17 protein-coding genes and 3 pseudogenes are annotated in these 24792 nt (G+C 54.7%); 6 read left to right on the forward strand and 14 right to left on the reverse strand.

Annotation, left to right across the window (positions count from 1 at the left end; all coding sequences use genetic code 11):
* Positions 1–296 precede the first annotated feature (296 nt).
* The 10 genes and pseudogenes from NATPE_RS19285 to NATPE_RS22855 all read right to left on the reverse strand — a co-directional run bounded on the left by NATPE_RS19285 (position 297) and on the right by NATPE_RS22855 (position 9250).
* On the reverse strand, positions 297–1295 hold the full coding sequence (locus NATPE_RS19285; protein WP_015298795.1) for an IS5-like element ISNpe2 family transposase: 999 nt from the start codon (positions 1293–1295) through the stop codon (positions 297–299).
* Between the two features lie 539 nt (positions 1296–1834).
* Positions 1835–2083 (reverse strand): hypothetical protein, encoded by a 249-nt coding sequence (locus NATPE_RS19290; RefSeq protein WP_152422574.1) that lies wholly within the window; start codon positions 2081–2083, stop codon positions 1835–1837.
* 292 nt (positions 2084–2375) lie between these two features.
* A pseudogene (locus NATPE_RS19295) lies at positions 2376–2600 on the reverse strand (hypothetical protein); the annotation flags it as partial.
* Between the two features lie 83 nt (positions 2601–2683).
* Positions 2684–3427 (reverse strand): hypothetical protein, encoded by a 744-nt coding sequence (locus NATPE_RS21755; protein WP_015310304.1) that lies wholly within the window; start codon positions 3425–3427, stop codon positions 2684–2686.
* Positions 3428–3916: 489 nt separating this feature from the next.
* On the reverse strand, positions 3917–4756 hold the full coding sequence (locus tag NATPE_RS19300) for a tyrosine-type recombinase/integrase (protein WP_241432742.1): 840 nt from the start codon (positions 4754–4756) through the stop codon (positions 3917–3919).
* A gap of 326 nt (positions 4757–5082) precedes the next feature.
* A complete protein-coding gene (locus NATPE_RS19305) occupies positions 5083–6417 on the reverse strand; it encodes an IS4-like element ISH32 family transposase (RefSeq protein WP_012289608.1) in 1335 nt (444 codons plus the stop codon).
* A gap of 61 nt (positions 6418–6478) precedes the next feature.
* Positions 6479–6694, reverse strand: a complete 216-nt coding sequence (locus NATPE_RS19310; protein WP_049804984.1) for a hypothetical protein — start codon at positions 6692–6694, stop codon at positions 6479–6481.
* Between the two features lie 294 nt (positions 6695–6988).
* On the reverse strand, positions 6989–7873 hold the full coding sequence (locus NATPE_RS19315; protein WP_006183528.1) for an IS1096 element passenger TnpR family protein: 885 nt from the start codon (positions 7871–7873) through the stop codon (positions 6989–6991).
* Between the two features lie 35 nt (positions 7874–7908).
* Positions 7909–8907 carry an IS5-like element ISNpe2 family transposase gene (locus NATPE_RS19320; protein WP_015298795.1) on the reverse strand — a complete coding sequence of 333 codons (999 nt, stop codon included), beginning with the start codon at positions 8905–8907 and terminating at the stop codon, positions 7909–7911.
* A 196-nt stretch (positions 8908–9103) separates the two neighbouring features.
* The gene (locus NATPE_RS22855) at positions 9104–9250 is read right to left on the reverse strand and encodes a hypothetical protein (RefSeq protein ID WP_006181042.1); all 147 of its coding nucleotides are present in this window, start codon (positions 9248–9250) and stop codon (positions 9104–9106) included.
* Positions 9251–9305: 55 nt separating this feature from the next.
* Between NATPE_RS22855 and NATPE_RS19325 the strand changes: the two are divergent.
* The 4 genes and pseudogenes from NATPE_RS19325 to NATPE_RS19340 all read left to right on the forward strand — a co-directional run.
* A pseudogene (locus NATPE_RS19325) lies at positions 9306–9848 on the forward strand (transposase); the annotation flags it as partial.
* A 159-nt stretch (positions 9849–10007) separates the two neighbouring features.
* Positions 10008–11465 carry an IS66-like element ISNpe25 family transposase gene (locus NATPE_RS19330; protein WP_015310305.1) on the forward strand — a complete coding sequence of 486 codons (1458 nt, stop codon included), beginning with the start codon at positions 10008–10010 and terminating at the stop codon, positions 11463–11465.
* 150 nt (positions 11466–11615) lie between these two features.
* Positions 11616–12287 carry a hypothetical protein gene (locus tag NATPE_RS19335; protein WP_049804887.1) on the forward strand — a complete coding sequence of 224 codons (672 nt, stop codon included), beginning with the start codon at positions 11616–11618 and terminating at the stop codon, positions 12285–12287.
* A 141-nt stretch (positions 12288–12428) separates the two neighbouring features.
* On the forward strand, positions 12429–13907 hold the full coding sequence (locus tag NATPE_RS19340; RefSeq protein WP_015298760.1) for an IS66-like element ISNpe8 family transposase: 1479 nt from the start codon (positions 12429–12431) through the stop codon (positions 13905–13907).
* Positions 13908–14361: 454 nt separating this feature from the next.
* Here NATPE_RS19340 and NATPE_RS19345 read toward each other — a convergent pair.
* Together NATPE_RS19345 and NATPE_RS19350 are read right to left on the reverse strand one after the other, a co-directional pair.
* Positions 14362–15699, reverse strand: a pseudogene (locus tag NATPE_RS19345) (IS4-like element ISH32 family transposase).
* A gap of 332 nt (positions 15700–16031) precedes the next feature.
* Positions 16032–17510, reverse strand: coding sequence for an IS66-like element ISNpe8 family transposase (locus NATPE_RS19350; RefSeq protein ID WP_015298760.1), 1479 nt, complete (start codon positions 17508–17510; stop codon positions 16032–16034).
* A gap of 185 nt (positions 17511–17695) precedes the next feature.
* Between NATPE_RS19350 and NATPE_RS22475 the strand changes: the two genes are divergently transcribed.
* Positions 17696–17842 carry a hypothetical protein gene (locus NATPE_RS22475; protein ID WP_015310307.1) on the forward strand — a complete coding sequence of 49 codons (147 nt, stop codon included), beginning with the start codon at positions 17696–17698 and terminating at the stop codon, positions 17840–17842.
* Positions 17843–17950: 108 nt separating this feature from the next.
* Here NATPE_RS22475 and NATPE_RS19355 read toward each other — a convergent pair whose 3' ends face one another.
* On the reverse strand, positions 17951–19681 hold the full coding sequence (locus NATPE_RS19355; RefSeq protein WP_006180939.1) for a M48 family metallopeptidase: 1731 nt from the start codon (positions 19679–19681) through the stop codon (positions 17951–17953).
* A gap of 1727 nt (positions 19682–21408) precedes the next feature.
* On the reverse strand, positions 21409–22887 hold the full coding sequence (locus tag NATPE_RS19365; RefSeq protein ID WP_015298760.1) for an IS66-like element ISNpe8 family transposase: 1479 nt from the start codon (positions 22885–22887) through the stop codon (positions 21409–21411).
* Positions 22888–23216: 329 nt separating this feature from the next.
* On the opposite strand from NATPE_RS19365, the gene NATPE_RS19370 reads away from it, so the two are divergent.
* On the forward strand, positions 23217–24533 hold the full coding sequence (locus NATPE_RS19370; protein WP_015310309.1) for an outer membrane protein assembly factor BamB family protein: 1317 nt from the start codon (positions 23217–23219) through the stop codon (positions 24531–24533).
* Positions 24534–24792: the final 259 nt, after the last annotated feature.

The raw sequence follows: 24792 nt of genomic DNA on the forward strand, positions 1-24792 counted from the left end.
ATACTGTGAGTCGTTCCCACAGTTGTTCCTGACGAGTTGGAAACGTACTAGGCGGAGAGTCAGACGGGATGAGGTCGACCGTACTCTCAGTTGTTGTTCCCCACTGGAGCATTTCGCCTCGGTCTGTCCAGAAAACGAGCGGGTGTCCCTGAACTGTGGGTTGGGTACCGGTCGTTTCGAACTCCACACAGACTGTAGCTGGTAAGTCTACAGATCCAAGTGCAATCCACCATGCAAGTCCTGTGTATCCATCGCACCTGTAATAGGAATCAGTAGAGCGTGTCATAGAATCCAACTCATAGCTTGAGCATCTCACGTCCTGGATCGTGTCCTCGCTCGTAGTTGGTGATTGCAATGACGATCCGAAGACATAGCGCAACGAACACTTCTGTTCGTGCGTGGACGCGGCCTCGGGCGCGGACGTGCCCGAGGCCGCAGTCCTTGACTGCGTCGTTGGTTCGTTCGATTCCTGTCCGGTTGTTGAACGTCTCGTCCAAGATGGATCGTTTCAGCTGAACGTCCTCGCTGTGTTCCTCAATGCGGTCTTCGACCCTGTACTCGATGTCTTTCGGGTCGTCAGTGTTTCGCGGGTTGTACGGAGCGATTGGCACGACTCCTGCGGTCAGCAGGTAGTCGTGCCAATCGAGGATGTCGTAGGCGCTGTCTCCAAGCATCCAGATCGGTGTATCGACGGCGAGCGCGTCACCCGTGACGCGCATCGCCGTCTCTTGGTCTGCTTGTTTGGCCTGTGTGAACTCCGCTGCTATCGGGATCTTTGCACCGGTTGAAACGATCGTACAGCCGAAGCCGTAGTAGTACTCTTCGGCTGTTGGATCGTAGTTCCATGAGGCAGCGTCGTTGTACTGGATCGCCTCGATGTGCGTCGAATCGATAGAGTACGTCGAGTCGAGCAGGCCGCGGACGGCGGCCTGCTCGACGAGCCTGTCGAAGACATCGTTGATAATGTGTTCGAGATCAGTGAGAAACCGGTCAATGGTGTCTCTCGATGGCGGTTTGTCGAGTCCGCAGTAGTACCAGACAAGGCCGTGCTGGAGTTCTCGCGTGACTGGGCGTGTTCCGTAGATGTTCTTGTAGTAGCAATGGAGAAAGGCGCGAAAGAGATCAGGTGGCTGGTGAACTCGTGTTCGCCCCCGGCGAGCGGGGGCGAACACGTCGTACTCCAGTAGAAACTCGAACTCAAGATACTCAAACAGCGGAACTGTTTCCGTAGCCGCTGCATTCAAAAACTCATCGACCGAAGCAACGTCTTGCAGGGTCGCGGTTGTGCTGGACACACTTTCCGCACCCTGCTGCTTCGTACGTGACGCTTTCTATGACACGCTCATCAGTAAGAAGCGGAACTGACTCACCATTAATTGAAACGGACCACGTCATTTGCTCGCGCGAATTACATATCTCGTTGAATAGACAACTTCCCAATGGTGACTGGATCTGCGGAAGTCGTTCTGGAGTGCCTGCAGCAAGCGTCGTCCAAAAAAACAGCGTTGTATGCTGTGGCACCTCATACTGGTGGTGCTCACGATCAACAGGTAATGTAACTTCAACTGCAGGATGGTCAAGATTTTCGGTTTCAACCATCAGTTCTGTATTGGGACAATCAGGATATCCGTATAGTACTTGGGAGAAGTTACTGTCATGATGTTTTTCATGAGCGCTCTTAATCACTTATTATGAATTTCGTTTGTGAATGTCTGTACGGAACAGCAATCAAATCCCTGCTGATGATCTGGTGCTTTGCGAGGCCTACCAAGTAGTCCGTCATCACTGAATCCTCAAAGTTACAGTCAAGTGAATAGTGTCACAGATCTATAGTTTAACTATTCTCTTCATTAAACTCACAAGCCCCGACTGACCAAATGAAATATTTTTCGAGAGCTTGTTCTCGAGTCTCCACTTCTATTGTCTTTTCCCGTTCCTCACCGATAGGCCCAGTTTTGATTACCCACCCATCTTCATCTTCGAACCCATTCGCTGAAAACAGGAGTCCTCGATCTGTATCACGAACATAGATCATATCTCGTTCGAACATCACTCTCACGTCGCCGTCATCATTCTGATCCATGTAGAGTACCATGTGGCGCGACCCTTTATGACCCGATAAGTCCACTCACCTTAGTTGTGATGTTTCATACACAAATCCAACCCTAAATTCGTTAGAGTTCGGTTCAGCATAGCGAATTGTCCCAATCCCTAATAGCGCACTTATTCTACTATTGTCGGTACTTCCCGATCGAAGATTCTGGAATGGAGTTGAATCGGCGTGGGCCGTTCAACCTCGGGGCAGTAGCTGAGTGAACTGAGGCGTCAGTCTCAAAGAAGCAGAGACTGTGATGAGAACGGTTCTTCAGCTAATTCTAAGGGGTGCTGCTGCTGGCGAATCGCTGGCCCGAGGCGTATGCGTCGGACACGCCAACACCGTTCATCTCGATCTCCCACCGCCGGGCAAATTCTGCTTCCAGTTCGTGGGGAATCCAATCACAGAACGTCGTGAACGTAAACTGCTTGGGCAGGTCGCGCTCGCCCCATCGCGGACGGGCGACGACCGCCCATCGCAGCACAAGCCACAGGTTCTCCAGCAGGACCACGAACAGGTCCTAAACCCAACAAATGTAAAACAATTCTAATTAATATGGGGAGAATTAGAAAATGAACTGGTAACTGGTTAACTCACGCCCTCAACCATCCAACGTCTCACTTGACGTTTAGCATTCCCATATCGAGAGTGGATTTTTGAAGTAAGTTGTACCCCATCTCGTGTAACAGAAACCTCATATCCGCTTTTCGATTCTGATTTAATCGGGGTGACCATTATAATCAGGTCTTCTTGTTGATTTGTGTAATATTCAGAGTTATCATTTAGATCCAGACTATATTTCCATCCAGTTATTAACTCATTTTCATCGGATTTGGATTGATCTCCAATAACCCATCTCTTTCCTTTTTCAAGATCTTGAAAGCGAAGTGAATGATAGCAGATCTCTATTGCTTGAACAGTCTGTGAATCAATTGAGGATTCACCCCTCTCCATGAGGTCTTCAAGACGATTCTGAATGTATTTATGAGTCTTACGTATAATTCTATTGTATCTACTAGAACCAACTTGTCCCGGCGACATTTTCTGAGCCTGCAACAACTTTTCTGCTTGCGCCAATGAATAGATATCATCTACACGCGGATTTTGACGTAATATTTTATATGTTGCGGTACCGTTTATAACTCCTTTAGCTATTGCAATCTCACGTGCTTTCACTAATTTCCAGTATTCTTCTCCATCGCTGCCCATAGACTTCTCTTTAAAAGCGGACCTAACTTCTCGTTCAGTAGGATCACGACCCACATCCAAAACGGTCTCTGCATGATTAACACCAGTTATATCTTCAGCAGTTTCAAATTCATTTTCGGTCATCACTATGTTAGGCTTTGATGGGGTATCGAATAATCATCGTGGTTCCTTTTGTTCCGTGTTGAAAATGCATGAAAGTTTTTCAATCACTTTGTGACAGGACAAGTTTTTGACCCGATTGTTGCCCTTCGTACTCTGTCAACTGGTCTTTTTCTGGGGGTCTTACCCAGACATCATATACGTTTCTTGTTTTCTCGAGATCGGATTTGTCCACGTGGTCAAGCCGTGTCAGATCCATATTGTCCTCCCTCAATATTGTCGTTTATTAGAAAAGTCTCAAGTGGGAGATCTCACCGTTGATCGTCGAGAGCGCGGAGGATATTAATCAGTAGATCAGCAGTGGAAAATTTGATCATCCGTAGAACCAAGATCGGCACGTACAGAGATTGTGAAGACTTCTGCCCCACCGCCGTTTATTAATTATCATCGAGTAGTTCATCAGCAAACACCGCAGAATCATTCCGGATATCAGGAAGTAACTCGAGTTCGTTCTCACCCACGCACGTCATCAATCGAATCGGAGACATCCTTCATCTTGACGTCGGCGTAGGCCTCGTGGGTAGTCTCAATTGAGTTGTGTCGTAACGCTTCCTGAGCCTTTTCGGACATCCCGCTGGTATAGAGGTCGCGTCCGAGTGCTCGGCGAGCGCCGTGCAAGGTAAGATAGTCGTACTCCCCATCTGGATCGATCCCAGCTTCGTCGGTGAACCGTTTCAACAGCCGGCGAACGCCCTCTTTCGAGATCGACGGCGGCGGTACCTCGTGCTCGCGGTGTAGACGGTCAAGCACCTCGGTCTTCCCGGCGTCACCTCTATCCTCGAGGGCCCGAGAGACTGCCTTCTCGCCGAGTGCATCCTCGAGCGTGCGCTTTTTCGAGCTGTAGTGACCGGTCGGAAAGACGGGCCATGCCTCGGTCATCGGCTCTTGCACCCGGTACCATCGCTTGAGGACATCGTGGACACTCGCAGGAAACGGGGCCTGTTCGTACTCACGGGACTTGCCGTAGACTTCGATCAGCCGTTCGTCGAAATCGACGTCCTTCCACTGGAGGCCGTTACGCTTGTCGTCTTTCGGATCAGCGAACAACTCAGCACCACGCGCCCCTGTCCCGTCGAGCATGACGACGATCGCCCGGTCACGGAAGGCTGTCTCGGCGTCGGTCCGGATGGTTCCCTCGAGAGCCATGTCCACACGCTTGGTGGCGTACTCGAGCAACGTCTCGCGGTCCTCGGCGCTCCAGTACTGGCGCTTGCGTTTCCCATCGTCCTCTGGCAGCGGGTCCATCGCGGTGTTCGTATTTGCCGGGTTCGACTCGAGGTGTTGTTCTCGCACCGACCAGGAGAGAAAGGCCCGGACATAGGCGAAGTAGTTGTGAGAGGTTGAAGCCGCCAGGTCCTCGTCGATTACGACGCGGTCGTAGAGGTGCTCGCTGTAACTGCGGCATCTGTTCTAGTTTAGTGACGGAGTGAAGCAGGATCTCAGCGGAGACTATACCGAATTGAGGCGGATTAGCTCAGGAGACTGGGTTCGCTGGAGCAGGCAGTCGCTGATTTGTTGTGTGATACCTTCGAGGCGGCGCACTCACAGCCGTGAGTGCGTCGCCGTTCCAGCGCTGCCGCTATCGACACAGGTGCTTCCCCGGTCGTCAGGCGAGTTCGTTACCAGAACTCGCCTGACTCAACCTGCTCACGTAACCGCGGTCGATGCGGATTTGGATCACGTGAAGCCCACAGCAACAACTCATCTAAATCCGGAAGTTCGTACCCTAAATCGAGCATCACGTACAACTGAATCAGGTGTGAATGGCGTTCGACAGCGTGAGAACATCGTCGACGAGGAAGTTGCGGCGACGACGCTGTGGCGTCGTCGGCGCTTTCCCGTTGTTTCACGTCCAGTTTCCGGAGTTCATCGACGATAACACGGCTCATCAGCAGTGAGATTGCGGCCATGATGACCAGAGCTTCGATGATGTACGGATCGGTCGTGTTGATTTCGTCAAGTCCGAAGCGTGATTTCAGTTCTTTGAACAATAATTCTATTTCCCAGCGCGCCCGATAGAGCTGTGCGATATCGGGCGCACTATAGTCGTCTTTCGAGAGATTTGTCAAATAGAGATGGTACTCTTCAGTATCCTCGTTCCAAACACCGACCAGTCGGAACGTTCGGGTCGTGCTGGTGCACGACCCTCGCTTTCGCTCGAACGAGAGGGTGATGCGAACATCGATTTCCTGTCGCTGCAGGTCGTCAAGGACGTCCTGCAGCGACTCTCCTTCGAGCGGGATACTGTTCCCCCGCCACGTCCGGAGCTCTTCGACGATCTCGAAGTTTGCGTCGTCTTTCACACGGGAGACGAACCAGCCGTTATTCTGGTCGATGCGGTCGAACAACCAGAAGTCGTAGAAACCGAGATCGAGCAAGACAAGTGCGCCAGCTACCCACTCGCCGGTGGGTAGCTGGCTCCGTTCTTGGGTTTTAGCGTCAGTTGTTCGGTACCGTGTTGGAAGGCCAGTTGAGAGTGATTCTGTTAGGTGAAGTTTCAGACCGGCCTGATCGTCACCGGTCGCAGCGTACACATCCGCGGCGTCTTGATAGAGAGAAACAATGCTCCCATCGGCAATGAGGACGTCTCGAAAGCGTTCGAGACGTCCGCTAAGGTCGGCATTTCTGGTATCGAGATTCTCGATGGCATCATCGAGAATCTCTCGAAGGAGTGCAACGAACGGTGGAGAGAACCACCCGTGGAAGGTTGCATAGGAGAGTTCATCGCAGTCGGACATTTCGACGAATCGTTCGAGAAAAGCCTGTACAGATCGGTCTGACCCAGCAGCGAAGCCAAGTGAAAGCGTGTAGAACAGCGCAACAGCGTCGAATTTCCGTTCACGCTCGACGAGATTCGTTGCGCGAGCGCGCTCGCGCAACTCATCGGAGGGAAACGCTCTTTGAATCCGATCAACAATCACTGAATCCGGTGGGGAGTAAGTCACACTATCCACCGGATTTCTCTGACTGGTAGTTACAACGATATCTAATCAGACGACGGTACACTCTGCTAAACTAGAACGGATGGTAACTGCGGACATCGTGGGGTGTGAGCTCGTCGACGAACTTGAGGTCACGCTCGTCTCGACAGTGGTCGGCGAACTCACGCAGTGGTGAGCGCATGGTTGTCTTCGAGCCGTCGGCGTTGATCTTATAACGCAGGTAGCTCTCGATGGCCTCGTGGACGGTTGTGCCCCCGCGTGTAGCCCGTCGATCCGTTGATCCAAACATTCGTATGTGGGGTACAGTGTCGACCCTAGTAAGTTCCCTTGGTTAAACTGGTATTTGACCAAGTAAATATGAAAACAGCTCTCGCGGTTGATCTCGGTAGTCTCGGGTACTTGAGCGTGCAAAATCACATTTCATAAACCAAATACAGCTGTATAGATTTTTCTCGGCGGCGATCCACAGTTTCGGATCTCAAATCAGAAGACCTGAATGACGTCGTGTTTCTCGCGCACGCGCTCGAGTACGAGATCTGAACAGAATCAGATTCCGTACCTAATTCTCACATCGAAATGATCCTTAAAGATGGTCGTACCCTTTGCGTTCGAGTTCTACTTCCAGTTCGACATGCATCGCTTCGACAGTCTCCTCGTCGAAATGCTGTCCCGTCACTGCACCAGAGATCTCCGCGATTTCAGCGTGCCACTCACGCACTGCGTCCGCAAGGGCTGCTAGAAGTTCTTCCTCAGTCTGTTCTACTCCATCAACTTCCTCAACTATCTGCCATCCCGGCTGAAAGTTTTCGATGACGTACCCCGTGTTCTCAAGCTGAATTGCGAATCGCTCGCAGACTGCCCCAAACCCAGTTTCGAGACTAAGTAGCGGAATGACGTGGACGACATGATCGCGCTCTTCCAGCTCACGAAGATCCGCAACAGGGACAGCGGTTTCGGGGAGCACTGAATAAAGTGGTTCAGGAAGGGGAGAACCGCTCTCACCGGTTTCCGGCGGATCGTACTGGTCATTGATTGGATCGCCTTTCTCTTTCACGATGTCCGGCTCTTTGTCACTCGACTCGTCGCTGAGGACCTCTTTCAAAATGGCGTAGAACCGCCACTCATCGCCGTAGTCATACAGATAGCATATTCGATCGTACTGTTCAAGCCCGAGTTGGCGGGTCATCTCGCCGATCGTCACGTCTCCAGCGTTCTCGATCCGCTCGGTACGCAACAGTGGGTCGCCATTGAGTGACTCCTCGTATTCCTGCGGACACTGGTATTTGACAGCACTGTCCCAGTAGTCCTCATCCTCTCCAACGAACCAAAGATGGCCCTGATCAAGTCCGACTGCGGGGTTGATCAACGACTGCAACTCGGTGATCGTTCTGTCTGCGCCGACGACGATATCCCGCCACAGCGACGTAGGATCCGGATCGAATTTGATGCGAAAGCGGTAGGCAGTCATCCTTTGAACTCTGTGAGCGTGTCATAGAATCCAACTCATAGCTTGAGCATCTCACGTCCTGGATCGTGTCCTCGCTCGTAGTTGGTGATTGCAATGACGATCCGAAGACATAGCGCAACGAACACTTCTGTTCGTGCGTGGACGCGGCCTCGGGCGCGGACGTGCCCGAGGCCGCAGTCCTTGACTGCGTCGTTGGTTCGTTCGATTCCTGTCCGGTTGTTGAACGTCTCGTCCAAGATGGATCGTTTCAGCTGAACGTCCTCGCTGTGTTCCTCAATGCGGTCTTCGACCCTGTACTCGATGTCTTTCGGGTCGTCAGTGTTTCGCGGGTTGTACGGAGCGATTGGCACGACTCCTGCGGTCAGCAGGTAGTCGTGCCAATCGAGGATGTCGTAGGCGCTGTCTCCAAGCATCCAGATCGGTGTATCGACGGCGAGCGCGTCACCCGTGACGCGCATCGCCGTCTCTTGGTCTGCTTGTTTGGCCTGTGTGAACTCCGCTGCTATCGGGATCTTTGCACCGGTTGAAACGATCGTACAGCCGAAGCCGTAGTAGTACTCTTCGGCTGTTGGATCGTAGTTCCATGAGGCAGCGTCGTTGTACTGGATCGCCTCGATGTGCGTCGAATCGATAGAGTACGTCGAGTCGAGCAGGCCGCGGACGGCGGCCTGCTCGACGAGCCTGTCGAAGACATCGTTGATAATGTGTTCGAGATCAGTGAGAAACCGGTCAATGGTGTCTCTCGATGGCGGTTTGTCGAGTCCGCAGTAGTACCAGACAAGGCCGTGCTGGAGTTCTCGCGTGACTGGGCGTGTTCCGTAGATGTTCTTGTAGTAGCAATGGAGAAAGGCGCGAAAGAGATCAGGTGGCTGGTGAACTCGTGTTCGCCCCCGGCGAGCGGGGGCGAACACGTCGTACTCCAGTAGAAACTCGAACTCAAGATACTCAAACAGCGGAACTGTTTCCGTAGCCGCTGCATTCAAAAACTCATCGACCGAAGCAACGTCTTGCAGGGTCGCGGTTGTGCTGGACACACTTTCCGCACCCTGCTGCTTCGTACGTGACGCTTTCTATGACACGCTCGTAGACCGTGATCTAGCCACTACCCGCGGGCGCAGGGGGACCTCTCGTCGGCGACGAGAGGTAGGCACCGCGGAACTCCCACTCATAGATACCACAGCGCGGATACCACGCCCTTTAGGGCGTGGAGGAAGCGCGTCACTCGGTTAGTCAGTCCTCGCTCAACGGCCCGTCGGAATCCAACCCCTTCGCACCTCGGAGTAAGACCCCTTTCCACGTCATTCCGTGCGAGTCCTTTATCTCGCTCAGTCGTTCGTACTGTTCCTCGTCGTCGATCTCTATCTTTATGTAGCGCACACATATCTGCACTATTTCCGTTTCGTTTATAACTCACGGTGCCGTACTCGTAGTTGTGACGACGACCGCCACGAAAACGCTCGAAGCCACGCTCGCCCCGCCCACTACGGGCAAAGAGCAACGCCTTGAGCGTACCGTGGCGACCTACCGTCGTGCACTCTCGGACACCTTCGAGAGTGGTGTGGAGACGCAGACGGCGGTCAACGATATCGTCACGCCGTACACGCTCACGTCCTATGCGAAGGATGCGCTCAAGAACTACGTCCCGAAACTTCGGGATACGTACAACGCGTCGGAGTTGGCCGACGACCACCCGGTTCGGTTCACGAACCGTGGGTTCACCCTCGACCATTCCGACGAACGTACACACGAGTTCTGCTGGCGCGTTCCACAGGCCGGACGTGGGAACGCTTTCTGGATTCCGCTCCAGATCGATCCCGAACAGGAATCGCTCTGGTTCGACCTGCTCGACGAGAGCGTGACGGTTGGCGAGTTTCGACTCCAACAGCACCGCACGAACTGGGTGCTACACGTCACCGTCGAGTATGAGGTAGCCGAACCAGATACACCGGGTGACCCGAGTCGAATTGGTTTCGAGTATGTGTTTAGCCCGAGCTGATTTCGGTACTGTCTCGTAGGAAGCGTTCAACGGACGCGACATGAACAGGCAGCAGACATCGGATACGACTCTCAGGGATGGGCTCCGCAGCGGAGCCCATCCCGTTGCCTCTGCTGTCATAACTGGTTGGTGGAGTCTGTGAACGCAGACGATTTCACCAAAGAAGAGCTATTTTCTCGGTTGCTTCAGCTTGAGCAGCGGGTCGAAGAACTTGAGCAAGAAAACAAGCGGAAGGACAAGAAGATCGATCAGTTGCAAGAGCAACTTGACCAGAAGGACGAGCGGATAGAAGAACTCGAAACACGTCTTCGCAAATACGAAAATCCGCATACACCGCCCAGTAAGCGACGGTCGGGGACTGACGAGTCCCCGACCTCGCAGGACGACGAAGACGAGAATGTTCGAACCGACGGCGGCACTCCTGGACGGAAGGACGGCCATGATCCAGAGTGGCGTGTAACAGCTGGTCCCGACAAAGAGATCAAAGTCACCCGTGACTGTTGTCCCGAATGTGGCGAACACTTCGACGAGTCGGTGGGCGTCAGCCCCCGACTCGTCGAGGAGGTTCCTGATCCGCAGCCTCCTGAAGTCACCCAGTACAATCGCCACTGCTACCAGTGCGACTCTTGTGGAACAGAAACTGTTGCTAAACACCCCGACTGCCCCGATGAGGGGCAGTTCGGGGTGAACGTCATCTCCCAAGCAGCACTTTCTCGGTACGATCACCGCCTTCCCTACCGGAAAATCGCTGATCGCTTCGAGCAACTGCACGGGTTAGAACTCTCAGGCGCGTCCGCATGGCACGCGACCGAGCGCGCTGCGCGCGCCGGTCGCTGCGAATATGAACAGATTCGAAGACAGATTCAGCAAGCAGAGATCGTTCACGTCGACGAAACTGGTATCAAACGCGAGGGTGAGCAAGCATGGATCTGGACGTTTCGGACGGGAGAGCACACGCTGTACGCCGTAAGAGAGAGTCGTGGGAGCGATGTCCCCGCGGAAGTCCTCGGCGAGGACTTCGCGGGAACGGTCATCTGCGATGGGTGGACGGCGTATCCAGCGTTCACCAGTAATCTTCAGCGGTGCTGGGCACATCTTCTCCGGGAAGCCGAGGACATTGCTAGTGACCACGAGGAGGCAGAGCCGGTTCACCGGTATCTCAAACAGATGTTCGTCGGTCTCCAGTCGTGGCTGGAGACCGACCCGAGTCCTCGTGAGAGAGCACAGATGCACCGATCATGCCAGAACGGGCTTAGATCGCTCGTTGAGCGGTCAGTAACCGACGAGGCAGTGGCAACACTACTCGGGAAGATCGAAGGAGGGATCGACCACTGGCTCACCTTCGTCGGTGAGCCAGCGGTCTCCCAGACGAACAACGCAGCTGAGAACGCACTTCGTGAACCAGTCGTTCTCCGGAAAATCATCGGGACACTTCGTAACGATCGAGGTATGTTCGTTCACGAGACGATCTTGTCCCTGCTGGCGACATGGCGCCAGCAGGGACGCAATCCATACGAAGAACTTCGTCGAGTCGTCAACAACAATGAGATGCTCTCACGGGATCACGCTGTGCCGGCTGTCGAGACTTCGGGGTAAACTCATACCGCTGTTCTAAGCCGTCGATCTCGTCACTGAGCGATGACACATAGGTCAGTTAGCAGGACTGAACTACACGCACCAAACCCATCCACAAGGAATGTGGAAATCATCATTAGAGCTAACTGTATCCTGCAAGGATGTTTCTACATGCCCTACATAAACGACATTGAACGCCCACAGGAGGCGGTCACGGTTGCAAACCGATACCTCGACCGTGAACGCCCTCTGAGTGCTCTTGTTGTCGTGATCGCAGTGTCGCTGTTCCTTGGGACATACTTGATGACATCACTGCTGCCAGCGGTCATCGTCGCAGTTGGGTTACTCGTCGTTGCTCGCGCTCCGATTCTGCAGTCTCGTGGGACAGTTCAACTCCGAACTGATGCTGATCTCGAGACCGTTGTCGAGGCGTTTACTGGCCCGACACCGCCGGTGCTCGCGTTCCAGTGGGGAATTGCAGACAAGGTATCAGACGAAGGCGACACAGTACAATACCGCACCTCGTATCTATTCGGCCTCCGATCTGCTGTGGTGACCGTCCAGACACAGACGGAAGATACACCAGGTGGAATCCACCGAGTCGAGTTGGAGATCATGGCGAACAATCAGCCATGGGCGACGTATACAGCAACGATTAGTCGCCAAAACGGCGAGACAATCGTCGACGTTGAGTATACATCGGATCGACGCTTCGGACTACGACGCATCCCACAGCAGTTCTTCGCAGAACAGTACCGCGATGATGCACTCACAGCGCAAGGATACACAGTCGTTGAGCGTGAGTCACATTTCGGTATCTGGTACGTGTTTAGCCCCGTCTGATTTCGTCACTGTCTCGTAGGTGGTGGCCTGTGACAGATACATGGTCTGTCAGCAGGGAGTCAGTCTACATTCTCAGGGATGGTCTCCGCTGCCCGGAGACCATCCCGTCGGCCCTGCTGTCGTCGTTTCGAGGTGGAATCGATGAGCTGGGACGATCTCTCCAAGGACGAACTCCTCTCGCGGTTTCTCCAGATGGAGGAGCGAATCGACGAGCTGGAAGAGAAGATTGCCCAGAAGGACAAGCGGATCGAGGAACAGAACGAACGGATCGAAGAGCAGCAAGAGCGGATCGAAGAGCAGCAAGAGCGGATCGAAGAACTCGAAACACGTCTCCGGAAGTACGAGAATCCACACACTCCACCCAGTAAGCGACGGTCGGGGACCGACGAGTCCCCGACCTCGCAGGACGACGAAGACGACGATGTCCGAACTGATGGTGGTACTCCCGGTCGAAAGGACGGTCACAACCCGGAGTGGCGCTCTCCGCCCGATCCTGATGAAGAAATCGAGGTCACCTCTGACTGTTGTCCCGAGTGTGGCGACCACTTCGACGAGTCGGTGGGCGTCAGCCCCCGACTCGTCGAGGAAGTCCCGGATCCACAGCCACCAGAAGTCACCCAGTACAACCGACACCGCTACCAATGCGACTCCTGTGGAACTGAGACGGTTGCGACTCACCCCGACTGCCCCGATGAGGGGCAGTTCGGGGTGAACGTCATCGCGCAATCTGCCCTGTCACGGTACGATCACCGCCTTCCCTACCGGAAAATCACGGACCGCTTCGAGCAACTTCACGGACTCGAACTCTCAGGTGCATCCGCGTGGCACGCGACCGAGCGCGCTGCGCGCGCCGGTCGCTGTGAGTACGAGCAGATCCGTCGAGAGATTCAGGAGGCTGAAATCGTCCACGTTGACGAAACCGGCATCAAGCGTGACGGTGACCAAGCGTGGATCTGGACGTTTCGGACGGACGAGCATACGCTGTACGCGGTCAGAGAGAGTCGTGGGAGTGATGTTCCCGCGGAAGTCCTTGGCGAGGACTTCGCGGGAACGGTCATCTGTGATGGGTGGACGGCGTATCCAGCGTTCAGCAGTACGCTTCAGCGGTGCTGGGCACATCTTCTCCGGGAGGCTGAAGACGTTGCTAGTGACCACGAGGAGGCAGAACCGGTGTACCGGTATCTCAAGCAGATGTTCGTCGGTCTCCAGTCGTGGCTGGAGACCGACCCAGATCCTCGTGCGAGAGCACAGATGCATCGAGCGTGTCAGGACGGCCTCAGATCGCTCGTTGAGCGGTCAGTGACCGACGAACCAGTGGCAACACTCCTCGGGAAGATCGAAGGTGGACTCGACCACTGGCTCACCTTCGTCGGTGAGCCAGCGGTCTCCCCGACGAACAATGCCGCAGAAAACGCCCTTCGTGAACCTGTTGTTCTCCGGAAAATCATCGGAACACTCCGGAACGACCGTGGCATGTTCGTTCACGAGACGATCTTGTCCCTGCTGGCGACGTGGCGCCAGCAGGGACGCAACCCATACGAGGAACTTACGCGGGTTGTCCACGACAACGAAATGATCTCACGAGAGCAGACTGTGCCGGTTGTTGAGACCTCGGGGTAAACACGTACGGTATCTGAATAGCATTATATCACCATAGGATGCAGAGACTCTTCATATATCATTTCTTATTTGTCATTAATTAAGCCTCAGACCTCGGTCGTGTAGCGGTAGCGAGCCTCCTTGGAGTATCGGCCGTTACTGGTGTATCTTCTGAGCATCGTCGATTAACCGTTCCAGCAACGGTGATGGAGAGTAGCAGGGGTATTCACTGAGTTCGTGGAGATTCTGTTCAAAAGGCATCTGTTCTAGTTTAGTGACGGAGTGAAGCAGGATCTCAGCGGAGACTATACCGAATTGAGGCGGATTAGCTCAGGAGACTGGGTTCGCTGGAGCAGGCAGTCGCTGATTTGTTGTGTGATACCTTCGAGGCGGCGCACTCACAGCCGTGAGTGCGTCGCCGTTCCAGCGCTGCCGCTATCGACACAGGTGCTTCCCCGGTCGTCAGGCGAGTTCGTTACCAGAACTCGCCTGACTCAACCTGCTCACGTAACCGCGGTCGATGCGGATTTGGATCACGTGAAGCCCACAGCAACAACTCATCTAAATCCGGAAGTTCGTACCCTAAATCGAGCATCACGTACAACTGAATCAGGTGTGAATGGCGTTCGACAGCGTGAGAACATCGTCGACGAGGAAGTTGCGGCGACGACGCTGTGGCGTCGGTCGGCGCTTTCCCGTTGTTTCACGTCCAGTTTCCCGGAGTTCATCGACGATAACACGGCTCATCAGCAGTGAGATTGCGGCCATGATGACCAGAGCTTCGATGATGTACGGATCGGTCGTGTTGATTTCGTCAAGTCCGAAGCGTGATTTCAGTTCTTTGAACAATAATTCTATTTCCCAGCGCGCCCGATAGAGCTGTGCGATATCGGGCGCACTATAGTCGTCTTTCGAGAGATTTGTCAAATAGAGATGGTACTCTTCAGTATCCTCGTTCCAAACACCGACCAGTCGGAACGTTCGGGGTCGTGCTGGTGCACGACCCTCGCTTTCGCTCGAACGAGAGGGTGATGCGAACATCGATTTCCTGTCGCTGCAGGTCGTCAAGGACGTCCTGCAGCGACTCTCCTTCGGGCGGGATACTGTTCCCCCGCCACGTCCGGAGCTCTTCGACGATCTCGAAGTTTGCGTCGTCTTTCACACGGGAGACGAACCAGCCGTTATTCTGGTCGATGCGGTCGAACAACCAGAAGTCGTAGAAACCGAGATCGAGCAAGACAAGTGCGCCAGCTACCCACTCGCCGGTGGGTAGCTGGCTCCGTTCTTGGGTTTTAGCGTCAGTTGTTCGGTACCGTGTTGGAAGGCCAGTTGAGAGTGATTCTGTTAGGTGAAGTTTCAGACCGGCCTGATCGTCACCGGTCGCAGCGTACACATCCGCGGCGTCTTGATAGAGAGAAACAATGCTCCCATCGGCAATGAGGACGTCTCGAAAGCGTTCGAGACGTCCGCTAAGGTCGGCATTTCTGGTATCGAGATTCTCGATGGCATCATCGAGAATCTCTCGAAGGAGTGCAACGAACGGTGGAGAGAACCACCCGTGGAAGGTTGCATAGGAGAGTTCATCGCAGTCGGACATTTCGACGAATCGTTCGAGAAAAGCCTGTACAGATCGGTCTGACCCAGCAGCGAAGCCAAGTGAAAGCGTGTAGAACAGCGCAACAGCGTCGAATTTCCGTTCACGCTCGACGAGATTCGTTGCGCGAGCGCGCTCGCGCAACTCATCGGAGGGAAACGCTCTTTGAATCCGATCAACAATCACTGAATCCGGTGGGGAGTAAGTCACACTATCCACCGGATTTCTCTGACTGGTAGTTACAACGATATCTAATCAGACGACGGTACACTCTGCTAACCTAGAACGGATGGTTCAAAAGGGGCGACACCCCAGAACCGGTTGGATATCGAACAGAGTATGTACCATCTTTAATATTTAAGGAGATAGGTTGTGAAAATGAGTGTGAAGTGACAGACGCGACCCATACCGGCGAGCAGCCAACAGCGGGTTTCAATCGCCCCACGATACTATTCGTCATCTGGGGAGGGATCGCGCTAGTAATTACGGCGCTGGCAACGTTGGATTTCGTGCAGGAAGGATTCGAGGACGCCTGGATATTTCGTACGTGTTTACCCCGAGGTCTCAACAACCGGCACAGTCTGCTCTCGTGAGATCATTTCGTTGTCGTGGACAACCCGCGTAAGTTCCTCGTATGGGTTGCGTCCCTGCTGGCGCCACGTCGCCAGCAGGGACAAGATCGTCTCGTGAACGAACATGCCACGGTCGTTCCGGAGTGTTCCGATGATTTTCCGGAGAACAACAGGTTCACGAAGGGCGTTTTCTGCGGCATTGTTCGTCGGGGAGACCGCTGGCTCACCGACGAAGGTGAGCCAGTGGTCGAGTCCACCTTCGATCTTCCCGAGGAGTGTTGCCACTGGTTCGTCGGTCACTGACCGCTCAACGAGCGATCTGAGGCCGTCCTGACACGCTCGATGCATCTGTGCTCTCGCACGAGGATCTGGGTCGGTCTCCAGCCACGACTGGAGACCGACGAACATCTGCTTGAGATACCGGTACACCGGTTCTGCCTCCTCGTGGTCACTAGCAACGTCTTCAGCCTCCCGGAGAAGATGTGCCCAGCACCGCTGAAGCGTACTGCTGAACGCTGGATACGCCGTCCACCCATCACAGATGACCGTTCCCGCGAAGTCCTCGCCAAGGACTTCCGCGGGAACATCACTCCCACGACTCTCTCTGACCGCGTACAGCGTATGCTCGTCCGTCCGAAACGTCCAGATCCACGCTTGGTCACCGTCACGCTTGATGCCGGTTTCGTCAACGTGGACGATTTCAGCCTCCTGAATCTCTCGACGGATCTGCTCGTACTCACAGCGACCGGCGCGCGCAGCGCGCTCGGTCGCGTGCCACGCGGATGCACCTGAGAGTTCGAGTCCGTGAAGTTGCTCGAAGCGGTCCGTGATTTTCCGGTAGGGAAGGCGGTGATCGTACCGTGACAGGGCAGATTGCGCGATGACGTTCACCCCGAACTGCCCCTCATCGGGGCAGTCGGGGTGAGTCGCAACCGTCTCAGTTCCACAGGAGTCGCATTGGTAGCGGTGTCGGTTGTACTGGGTGACTTCTGGTGGCTGTGGATCCGGGACTTCCTCGACGAGTCGGGGGCTGACGCCCACCGACTCGTCGAAGTGGTCGCCACACTCGGGACAACAGTCAGAGGTGACCTCGATTTCTTCATCAGGATCGGGCGGAGAGCGCCACTCCGGGTTGTGACCGTCCTTTCGACCGGGAGTACCACCATCAGTTCGGACATCGTCGTCTTCGTCGTCCTGCGAGGTCGGGGACTCGTCGGTCCCCGACCGTCGCTTACTGGGTGGAGTGTGTGGATTCTCGTACTTCCGGAGACGTGTTTCGAGTTCTTCGATCCGCTCTTGCTGCTCTTCGATCCGCTCTTGCTGCTCTTCGATCCGTTCGTTCTGTTCCTCGATCCGCTTGTCCTTCTGGGCAATCTTCTCTTCCAGCTCGTCGATTCGCTCCTCCATCTGGAGAAACCGCGAGAGGAGTTCGTCCTTGGAGAGATCGTCCCAGCTCATCGATTCCACCTCGAAACGACGACAGCAGGGCCGACGGGATGGTCTCCGGGCAGCGGAGACCATCCCTGAGAATGTAGACTGACTCCCTGCTGACAGACCATGTATCTGTCACAGGCCACCACCTACGAGACAGTGACGAAATCAGACGGGGCTAAACACGTACGATATTTCTTTTGAGTGGGGTAATGCTTCTCTGGTTCATCGGCCGCGACTGGTTCCGCCACGAAGGCGGTGCGTTCGTACGACGAGACGATGACCTGACGTTTCTTGGTGTGACGGTCTTCGTGCTGGTAGTAACGCTTTGGGTTCTTATCGAACAGTTCGTCATCTGACGGTCTCTACGGATGCCAACGAGCGCTTCCCGTCTCTCCTGCCTAATCCCTCTCCCACAACCGTCCAACCAGACCGTGTTGGTTCGTCGAGTGACAATCAAGTGTCGGTCACACTCGAGCGCGAAGCCGGTCGATACGCTTCTCGGTTGGCGGATGCGTACCGAAGACCCGACGCGCAATAAATCGTCGCGTCCGATCGAAGAATGGATGTTTCTCCCACGGTGGCGGGACAATAGCGAACGCAGTAGCCGTATCCCGCTCGCGAAGATCCGTCGATGGGCGACGCTCGAGGTCAGCGTCAAGCGACTCAAGCGCGCTTGCGAGTGCGGCTGGGTCGCCAGTAATCGCGACCGCGCCGTCGTCGGCAGCGTACTCTCGGCCACGGGAGACGAGAGCGACGTACCACCGGCTGATGGTTCCAACCAACATTGCTAGTGGTTCGACGACAGGGTTGTAGCCGTATCGACTACGAGCGAGCCGTGCAACAGCACTGGGCGCTGATAGCGCAGTGAGCACCGCGGCGTCTCGGTTGGCAATGTGGGCGAGTTCGTGAGCGATAGCAGCCTCGAGTTCGTGGTACTCAAGCGTCTCGATCAACCCCCTAGAGAGAACAAGTGTCGAGACAGCGGGACGATAGCCCACTGTCAGTGCGACGGGTGTTCCGTGCTCGAGTACTCGAATCTCGGGCGGCGGCAGGTCGACCTGACCAGCGAGTCGAGTAACAATCGACTCGAGGGATGCATTCACATCGACTTTTCGGTCAGAATTAGATCCCGCTGTACCGGCAATCTGATCGACCGACTCGATGTCCGTGACCGTGAGCGTCTCGAGATCGAATCGGTCCTCGAGATCTCGGAGAACAGCGTTGTTGCCTGTGAACTCTGTGCGGATTGTAGCGCCGACATGGATGCCAACGAACGCGGCAGCACTCACGGCGGCCACTGAGACGACAACAGTTTCGACTGATACGAGAGTTGCTGCCCAGTAACTGGCTCCGACTATAACGATTCCTGTGACGGTCACTAGAATGGTCGGTCGTAGATCTGTAGTTTGCTCAAGTTTGGTACGCACCCATTTGACCTCGTCCGTGATGCCGTAGGCGGCTGCTGGGTCGACAGGTTCCTCCTCGGCGATTTCGGCGGCGCGGTGCTCGATGGCGTCCCGCACCCCATCGACATGATTGGGAACGATAATCGATCCGAAAACGAGCCAAACAAGTGCAGCGACAACGAGCAGTGCGAACCCAACCCAATAGGCCATACTGAGGTAGCCGACGATAAAAATCCCGATGACGAGCCAATTACCGCCGGTCGTGCGCTCACCGTTCACATCGTCTTTCGAACGGATCCATTCGTGGGCAGCCCAGAGGTACCCAGCCATCAGCAAGTAAAAGAAGCCAAGCAGGACCAAGAGCCCGAACAGCGGAACAGGCAGTACTGAACGAAGGAACGGCAGAGTACTTAGTACAATCAGTAACGACGAAAGTAACAGCACGTACGAGGCGAGTTCGACAATCCCCTGGGCAAGTGCACCAGCCGGTGCGGAGCGCTCGCGAGCGGTACGAACAGTCCGCAGCGACAATTCGACGGCCGCCAAACAAGGCATCCCGACCGCAACTACGAGCGCTACAGCGAGTGGCTCGGCGGCGAGACGGAAATCAGAACCAGAGAGGATCGCTAGTGAGGAAAGCACCTCAACACCGTAGTGAACCCCAGCGTAGATCGGGACGCCAATCAACAAGAGGACAGCGACGACGACACCACTCGAGAGGAACAGACAGCTAACACCGGCGATGACTGTCCGGACAAAAAGGCCAGCACGAGTTGGAAGCGACGTCATGACGGATTTCACCTCGAATAATTGAGAACCGGACGGACTAGAGGGGAACCAAGATAATGCATGTCGTTTCAAGAATTAACCTCGAGTGACAAATAGATACCCGACCGATTGAGCGTGTCATAGAACTCTTCTCGTACCTTGTACCTTTTGGAGTGCTAGATATAGAGGGTGAATTCAGTAGGATAACTCCGGTTGGCTCACAGCACCAGTGGTAATCTAACAATCAGTCTCACTACTGTGAATTCAAAGAGCGACCTTCGATTACCCAATGATGTACTCCGGAACGAGGAACATAATGGCGAGAAAACAGACCAATACGAGGATGGCTGTGAGACGCAGTAGACCAGCCGCCCGTCGTCGAGTTTTCGGAAGAGATTCAGCAATTCCGGACAGCGCAGTTCCGACGATAAAGAATAGTACCCACGGGACTTCTCCAGCGTCGCCGACACTCCAGGCATACACGAATATACACAAGAAGGAGAACGACGCGCCAAACTGGACGAGTGAGCTGGGCCAGCCTTGTGGCTCGTTAAACAGAACGTCGCTGATATAGGGGACCATAGTCGATGTATTCCTGTTAAAGATACAAAATGATTACTTAATGTGATTCCAGTGGACCGTCTTTTCCCGTGCTACGCGATTCCACTGCAGGAACTGGGAGATAACATACTTCGAGATTCGCACGCTCGATCTAACAACTGGTTCGCTGAATGTCATATGAAAATAATTCCTTGTGGGAAGCTCCATCACACGCTTGACACGACCAAAAATGAGATCAATTAAAGGCGGGATGACTTCTTGGAAACCTTCTCAAAATGCAGCTGGTTTCACCACATTCTTTGCTCTCCCAGATCACGCTATCTGCTAACGAGAAGGAATATCCTATGCATAATTATTTGTAAGTTTGGTTAGCTATTTGGTTAAATAATGTCTAGTAAAGGAGTAGGAATGTTGGGCAGAATACGATCTTTGATTGGAGCTCCAATTATTGCACTAATCCTAGTTTACATAGATAATAATATCTTTGGCTTACCTTTTTATTTGATATTAATTTTGGCCATTATAATATCGGTAGTGGTGAATGAAATAGTGCCAAAGGAGATAAAGAAAATACGTGAATAGACACTAATAGGATGACAGCCACCTCAGTGGAAACTGCTCGACTGCCAGTACAAGCCGGTAAAGCAGATAGACAACAGCGAGCCAGAGTCCTATCGAGAGTAGTCCACCCCAAAAGACAAGCCATGCGAATATCGCTGTCGTTGTAAGTACGGTGTAGAATAGACTTCCAGCAAGAAGCACGATAATCGCGGGAACAGTAAACCGTGGAATCTTTTCTTGGAGGGGTTCCACACTCATATTCCCTTGTCATCACCTCAATATTAAATGTTTTATGAGCTTCAACCTTGCATACCATGTTCGGACAGTACGCACACGTAGTTACCGGTCAGTACAGAGGATACACGAATCAGTCACTGTAGTGACTGCAAATACTATTCGGCGGAACCCTCACGGTAAATCTCACCACCGACGATTAACGTTCCAAACAGAACTGACAGTACTCCAAGAGGCCAGAACAACCCGTGAAAATCGAAGAGGATAGCTAAAGAGACACCCGCGATGGTCAATTGCATTCCAGCGATTGCATTTAGAATCTGACTCATTGGTAAATGAAGATGTTGTTCGCCGCCCTTTACGGTTCCGTTCTATAAGCATCTGGTACGTGTTTACCCCGAGGTCTCAACAACCGGCACAGTCTGCTCTCGTGAGATCATTTCGTTGTCGTGGACAACCCGCGTAAGTTCCTCGTATGGGTTGCGTCCCTGCTGGCGCCACGTCGCCAGCAGGGACAAGATCGTCTCGTGAACGAACATGCCACGGTCGTTCCGGAGTGTTCCGATGATTTTCCGGAGAACAACAGGTTCACGAAGGGCGTTTTCTGCGGCATTGTTCGTCGGGGAGACCGCTGGCTCACCGACGAAGGTGAGCCAGTGGTCGAGTCCACCTTCGATCTTCCCGAGGAGTGTTGCCACTGGTTCGTCGGTCACTGACCGCTCAACGAGCGATCTGAGGCCGTCCTGACACGCTCGATGCATCTGTGCTCTCGCACGAGGATCTGGGTCGGTCTCCAGCCACGACTGGAGACCGACGAACATCTGCTTGAGATACCGGTACACCGGTTCTGCCTCCTCGTGGTCACTAGCAACGTCTTCAGCCTCCCGGAGAAGATGTGCCCAGCACCGCTGAAGCGTACTGCTGAACGCTGGATACGCCGTCCACCCATCACAGATGACCGTTCCCGCGAAGTCCTCGCCAAGGACTTCCGCGGGAACATCACTCCCACGACTCTCTCTGACCGCGTACAGCGTATGCTCGTCCGTCCGAAACGTCCAGATCCACGCTTGGTCACCGTCACGCTTGATGCCGGTTTCGTCAACGTGGACGATTTCAGCCTCCTGAATCTCTCGACGGATCTGCTCGTACTCACAGCGACCGGCGCGCGCAGCGCGCTCGGTCGCGTGCCACGCGGATGCACCTGAGAGTTCGAGTCCGTGAAGTTGCTCGAAGCGGTCCGTGATTTTCCGGTAGGGAAGGCGGTGATCGTACCGTGACAGGGCAGATTGCGCGATGACGTTCACCCCGAACTGCCCCTCATCGGGGCAGTCGGGGTGAGTCGCAACCGTCTCAGTTCCACAGGAGTCGCATTGGTAGCGGTGTCGGTTGTACTGGGTGACTTCTGGTGGCTGTGGATCCGGGACTTCCTCGACGAGTCGGGGGCTGACGCCCACCGACTCGTCGAAGTGGTCGCCACACTCGGGACAACAGTCAGAGGTGACCTCGATTTCTTCATCAGGATCGGGCGGAGAGCGCCACTCCGGGTTGTGACCGTCCTTTCGACCGGGAGTACCACCATCAGTTCGGACATCGTCGTCTTCGTCGTCCTGCGAGGTCGGGGACTCGTCGGTCCCCGACCGTCGCTTACTGGGTGGAGTGTGTGGATTCTCGTACTTCCGGAGACGTGTTTCGAGTTCTTCGATCCGCTCTTGCTGCTCTTCGATCCGCTCTTGCTGCTCTTCGATCCGTTCGTTCTGTTCCTCGATCCGCTTGTCCTTCTGGGCAATCTTCTCTTCCAGCTCGTCGATTCGCTCCTCCATCTGGAGAAACCGCGAGAGGAGTTCGTCCTTGGAGAGATCGTCCCAGCTCATCGATTCCACCTCGAAACGACGACAGCAGGGCCGACGGGATGGTCTCCGGGCAGCGGAGACCATCCCTGAGAATGTAGACTGACTCCCTGCTGACAGACCATGTATCTGTCACAGGCCACCACCTACGAGACAGTGACGAAATCAGACGGGGCTAAACACGTACAGCATCTGTAGTTACCGCGAGCGCTGCGTCCGCGAACATCTCGAGGTTCTGGAACCGTGGTATCCGGCTTCGAGAAGACCTTACTGGCGGATGAGTCCTCGTCTCCGACAACGCTCGTGACGTGCGACCAAAACATATATTTTACAATTTTGTCACTCTTGTACCAATGCCCTCTACCCGCCGGTCGATTCTCGCAACGTGTACCACCGGGATCGGTGCACTCGCAGGGTGCATCTCGACCGAGAAACCGACCGCCGACGGCAACTGGCCCAGACGCACGCTAAATAATGCCCACACTGGGTACTCGACCACAGAGGGTCCGACGACGGACCTCCACACAGTCTGGTACCAAGAGCGCAGCAGCGTAGTCAATCCCTCACCGGTCGTCGATGATGGTGTGCTCTACTTTGCCTACTCACAGGCATCGCGAGGTGACAAACGCGGTGGGGCGTGGATCGAGGCGTTCGACGCAGCGACCGGCGACTCTCGGTGGACGACCGAACTCTTCCGGACCGACGAGCGCCACTATTTATACCACTCGGACTCGACGGTCGTCGATGAGGACCGGTTGTTCCTCCAGACCAAGCCTGGGCTGACGATGCTCACCACCGATGGTGAGATTCGGTGGACTTTCGACAATCTCTATCGCGGCCAGCAAAAGCCTGATGTCGTCACGCCCGTCGTGACTGACGACATAGTCGTGACGGGAACGTACGATACACTCGTCGAAGACCGTCAGGAGGAAATCGTCTTCGGCATTGATCCCGCGACCGGGAACGAACGCTGGAACGTGCCATTCTCCGAGTGGGACGGGATGTGGCAACTGGCTGGGACCGACAACGTGGTCTACGTTGCGTTCGACAGTGGCGGACTTGTTGCACTCGATATGGCGACAGGTGTGGAACGCTGGCGCTGGAAAGGGCCTCTCAACGGCACCCCAACCGTCGTCGACGACCTGCTACTTGTGCCACTCCGACGGGGCAACGAGCACACGCTCGTCGCAATAGACCGTCGTGATCGCTCGCTTCGCTGGCGGCAGTCGATCGGGGTCCACTGGGCCGAGGCGGAATTTACCGTCGCTGATGGGTTGATCTATCACGTCGCAAACTACGGCCTCGAGGCCCGCCGGCTCGAGACTGGTGAGCGAGTGTGGCGCTTCGGTGGCGACGTTGATGACAAAGATCAGCGCAGGTTCTCGCCGGACAAACCGTATATGGGCCTCGACTCTACGCCGGTCGTTTCTGGTGATGCAGTCTACGCGCTGGGGTGGATCCAGCGTGATACGACGTACGTCCACCTGTTTGTCGTCGACGCTGCAACGGGCGAGGAACTCGGTCGTGCGGAGATGGGCCACAACGAGCAAGCCAGGACAGGGACCCCAGCAGTTACCTCCGACCTCGTCTTCGTCGGATCGAACAACGGGAATCTCTACGCATTCGGCGAGTGCTCGTTCGAGATCGCCGGTCGCTGTCTGTTTGGCTGACGCACACGGACGGATAGCCACCAGATGTGTGGCGCAACAGGTGTCAGTAGCATCCCCGACCGGCGAAATACTGACAGACTTGCGCCCTCCATTCGGCACGCTTCCGTAGACATCACTCGAGCCAGATAGAACCCTCGCTGCTTGATAAGCAGGCGTAGTTGACGCAAGATGCCATCATCTGCTGTAAGTATCGATCCGATAGTTCCTAAGGTCAAGACAATAATATAGATATCATAACACTTTACCAGGAACCAATAGT

Source organism: Natrinema pellirubrum DSM 15624, assembly GCF_000230735.2.
In the GTDB taxonomy this organism is placed as follows: domain Archaea; phylum Halobacteriota; class Halobacteria; order Halobacteriales; family Natrialbaceae; genus Natrinema; species Natrinema pellirubrum.